A 3,538-nucleotide genomic window follows, 5' to 3' on the forward strand; every position below is an offset into this window, starting at 1 on the left:
GGAGAGCAGGCGCTCGCGCCCCCCGCGAGTGAAAAATATACCGTCACCTCGGGCGACATGGTGCTCGCCTCTGGCGAGAAAATACAAGACACTCGCGGGGACGCGAGCGACTGGACACACGCTGATAAAAGTAACAAACATGTTCATTATAGATGCGCACCTGGATCTCAGTATGAATGCCCTGGAATGGAACCGTGATCTCCGCGAGACCGTACAGGCAATCAGGGACAGAGAACGCGGACTTACAGATAAACCAGACCGTGCCAAAGGCACTGTTGCCCTGCCGGAATTGCGCGCAGGTAATATCGGTTTGGTGGTGGCCACACAGATCGCCAGATACGTGGCGCCGGAAAACACGCTGCCCGGCTGGCATTCACCGCACCAGGCCTGGGCACAGAGCCAGGGACAACTGGCCTGGTACAAAGCCATGGAAAAAGCGGGGGAAATGGTGATGATCAGCAATAAAACGGCACTGGAAAAACATATAGCTCTTTGGAATGATGGAACGCCCAATACCAACAAGCCTGTTGGTTATGTGCTTAGTCTCGAAGGAGCCGACAGTATCGTTGATATGAGCTACCTGGAACAAGCCTGGAATTACGGGCTTCGGGCCATCGGCCCCGCGCATTACGGACCAGGCCGCTATGCGAATGGCACCGATGCAACGGGCAGACTGACGGAACAGGGCCACGCACTGATCAAAGAGATAGAAAGGCTTGGCCTGATCCTGGATGCCACGCATTTATGTGACGATGCATTCTGGGATGCGATGGAGCTGTTCAATGGAAATGTATGGGCCAGTCATAATAATGTCCGGTCATTGGTGGACCATAACCGGCAGTTCAGTGACAACATGATAAAAACGCTCGTGAGCAAAGGAGCCGTGATCGGCGCTGCGCTGGATGCCTGGATGATGGTACCCAACTGGGTGCGTCAACAGTCAACGCCGGAAGGAATGCATTGCAACCTGGAAGTTATAATCGATCATATAGATCATATCTGCCAGCTGGCAGGAAACAGTCTGCACGTGGGTATCGGAACGGATCTTGATGGCGCTTTCGGGAAGGAACAATGCCCCTATGATCTTGAAACCATCACTGATTTACAGAAGCTACCTGCAATGTTTAACCGAAGAGGATATAGTGAAGAAGATATAAAGAACATCATGCACGGTAATTTCCTCCGTTTCCTGCGGAATGCATTGCCTGCTTAACTTTCAGGGACCACTTGCTCGCCTCCGGCGAGTGAGTAATATTTATTCGCCTCCGGCGAACGCTGAACTCGCCAGAGGCAAGCAAATAGAAGCCACTCGCGGGGACGCGAGTGGCTGGGCACATGCGATAAACTTAATGGCCTGGATGACCGCTTTCTCTTGTAATTTTTTCCTGCTCTATATCCAGCTGCCCTTCTATCTTCCGGATCAGTTCATCTTCGAACAGATCCTTGCCGCGGAGCTGGAAGAGGCGGTCCCGCTGGGTTCCCAGCAGTTCAAGGTAAATGCTGTTGTATACCAGGGTGGAATGACGTTCTTTCTCATTGCAGTCTTCCGCTTCCAGGAAATTCCTGGTGAGCTGAAGGTCATTGCTGAGTTGCTTATGCAGCGATTGCAGCATCGGCTGCTGCTTCATCAGTTCAGTATATTGACTTTCCAGTAGATCGATGGCGGCGTTGAGCAGGTGCTGATGGATCTTCGCTTCCTGTTCCTGTTCGGAAACTGCGGGTTCAACTTTATCCAGTCCAACCAGTCTGATCACCCATGGAAGTGTGAGCCCCTGCAATACCAGGGTAACCAGTATTACGATAAAAGTGATGCAGAGAATGAGGCTGCGGTATGGGAAAGGGTCTTTGTTGTCCAGCAGTAATGGAATGGAAAGGGCAGATGCCAGCGAAACCACACCACGCATGCCGGCCCAGCCGATCACGAGCGGGCCACGCCAGCCGGGCTTGCTTTGGGCCACATGGATATACCGGCTGATGAAGGTGGTGAAGGCGGAAATGCCGAATGCCGTAAGGATCCGGGTAACAATGATCACCAGTGAAATGATGATCCCATAGAAAATAGCCTGTCCTTTGGAATAGTCGCCCAGGTTGCGCATGATCTCCGGCATTTCAAGGCCGATAAGCATGAAAACCAGGCCATTTAATATAAAAGTGATGGTATTCCACATGGCATAACCCTGTAAGCGGCTCTGGGGGCTGAGTGTAACATGGCTGTGATAGGAAAGGAAAAGTCCTCCGCTCACTACGGCCATTACACCGGAAAAGTGAAAAGATTCCGCTGCCAGGTACATCAGATATGGAGCAACAAAGCTCAAAGCGATATCTATGCTGGTAGTGGTGGGCAGCCAGCGGTACATGGCGTAAATGATCAGCGCGATGCCAAGACCTATGGCAATACCCATTACGGTCACCAGCACAAAATCAACGGCCGCGGTCTGCCACGTAAAGGTGCCGGTAAGAATAGCAGCCAGGGCAAAACGGAATACGATCAAACTGGATGCATCGTTCACCAGGCTTTCGCCTTCCAGGATCTGCGTGAGTGGTTTGGGAATGTTGATGTCTTTGAGTACGGAAGTTGCGGCAACGGCATCGGGCGGCGAAATGATGGCGCCCAGCAGGAAACCCAGCGCCAGCGTGAATCCCGGGATCAGGGCGGTTGATACCACTGCCACCACACTGCTGGTGATCAGCACCAGCCCGAAGGCCAGCATGGTGATGACCCGCCGGAACTTCCAAAAGGCTTTCCAGCTGGTCAGCCAGGCGGCTTCAAATAATAAGGGGGGTAAAAAGATCAGGAAGATCAGGTCAGGATCGATGGTAACGGAGGGTAAGCCCGGAATAAAACTGAGGGCAAGACCACCCAGCACCAGGAATATGGGATAGGAAATGCGCAGCTTCTGGCCAAGCATTACCAGCATAGATACAACAAGCACAAGTACAATACACAGTAACAGGGAATAATGCATGCGGGTTAAATAGATTTTTCAGGGAGGAAATTAGGATTTGTTTTCATACCTGAAAAAACTATCCTGAAAGCAAAAGCCGCATCCGGGGTGAAATGCGGCTTCAGAAAGCGAGGCGGTGGATCTATATCGCAAGAGCAGGCACGGAAGTACGCTGCTCATATCTTTTCCATACATAGTAAGTGAAGAACATGAATGCCAGCATGATCAGCGGGAATACAGCATAAAATACAGGTGCACCAACGATCAGCCAGGATATTGCCGCAGAAAGAAAGTTGATGGTGAATCCGGCATATGCCCATTCCTTGATGATGCGATACCTGGGTTGAAGAATGGCAACAGCACCGAGGATCTTGCCCACACCAATGATTGACATGATGTAGTTGGGATAACCCAGTTGTTGCATCGCCTGTTTGCCCTCTTCCGTCATGGCCAGTCCGGAAAATCCGTCAAGCAACATGAGCGCCGCAAAAATGATGGTTATTATCCAGTACAAAGTTTTAGAAGGTTTCATGTAGTTCGATTTTTATTGGGTGTGAAAACAATTGTTGACAACAAAATTGAAAACTAATTCT

3 protein-coding genes are annotated in these 3,538 nt (G+C 50.9%); 1 reads left to right on the forward strand and 2 read right to left on the reverse strand.

Annotated elements, in window-relative coordinates; all coding sequences use genetic code 11:
• The first annotated feature begins 139 nt into the window (after positions 1-139).
• Entirely contained in the window at positions 140-1,213 is a 1,074-nt protein-coding gene (locus tag ACTHMC_RS03145) for a dipeptidase (RefSeq protein ID WP_440410747.1), read from the forward strand.
• A gap of 133 nt (positions 1,214-1,346) precedes the next feature.
• On the opposite strand, the gene ACTHMC_RS03150 is transcribed toward ACTHMC_RS03145, so the two are convergent.
• Together ACTHMC_RS03150 and ACTHMC_RS03155 are read right to left on the reverse strand one after the other, a co-directional pair.
• Positions 1,347-2,966, reverse strand: a complete 1,620-nt coding sequence (locus tag ACTHMC_RS03150; protein WP_440410749.1) for a Na+/H+ antiporter — start codon at positions 2,964-2,966, stop codon at positions 1,347-1,349.
• A 121-nt stretch (positions 2,967-3,087) separates the two neighbouring features.
• Positions 3,088-3,477, reverse strand: coding sequence for a DoxX family protein (locus ACTHMC_RS03155; RefSeq protein WP_440410750.1), 390 nt, complete (start codon positions 3,475-3,477; stop codon positions 3,088-3,090).
• Positions 3,478-3,538 lie beyond the last annotated feature (61 nt).

The organism is Pseudobacter sp. (assembly GCF_051955275.1).
GTDB lineage: Bacteria > Bacteroidota > Bacteroidia > Chitinophagales > Chitinophagaceae > Pseudobacter.

Excerpts from the sequence above, each read along its gene's own strand:
- ACTHMC_RS03145 (WP_440410747.1), top strand. The coding sequence starts at position 140 with ATGTTCATTATAGATGCGCACCTGGATCTCAGTATGAATGCCCTGGAA.
- ACTHMC_RS03150 (WP_440410749.1), bottom strand. The coding sequence starts at position 2,966 with ATGCATTATTCCCTGTTACTGTGTATTGTACTTGTGCTTGTTGTATCT.
- ACTHMC_RS03155 (WP_440410750.1), bottom strand. The coding sequence starts at position 3,477 with ATGAAACCTTCTAAAACTTTGTACTGGATAATAACCATCATTTTTGCG.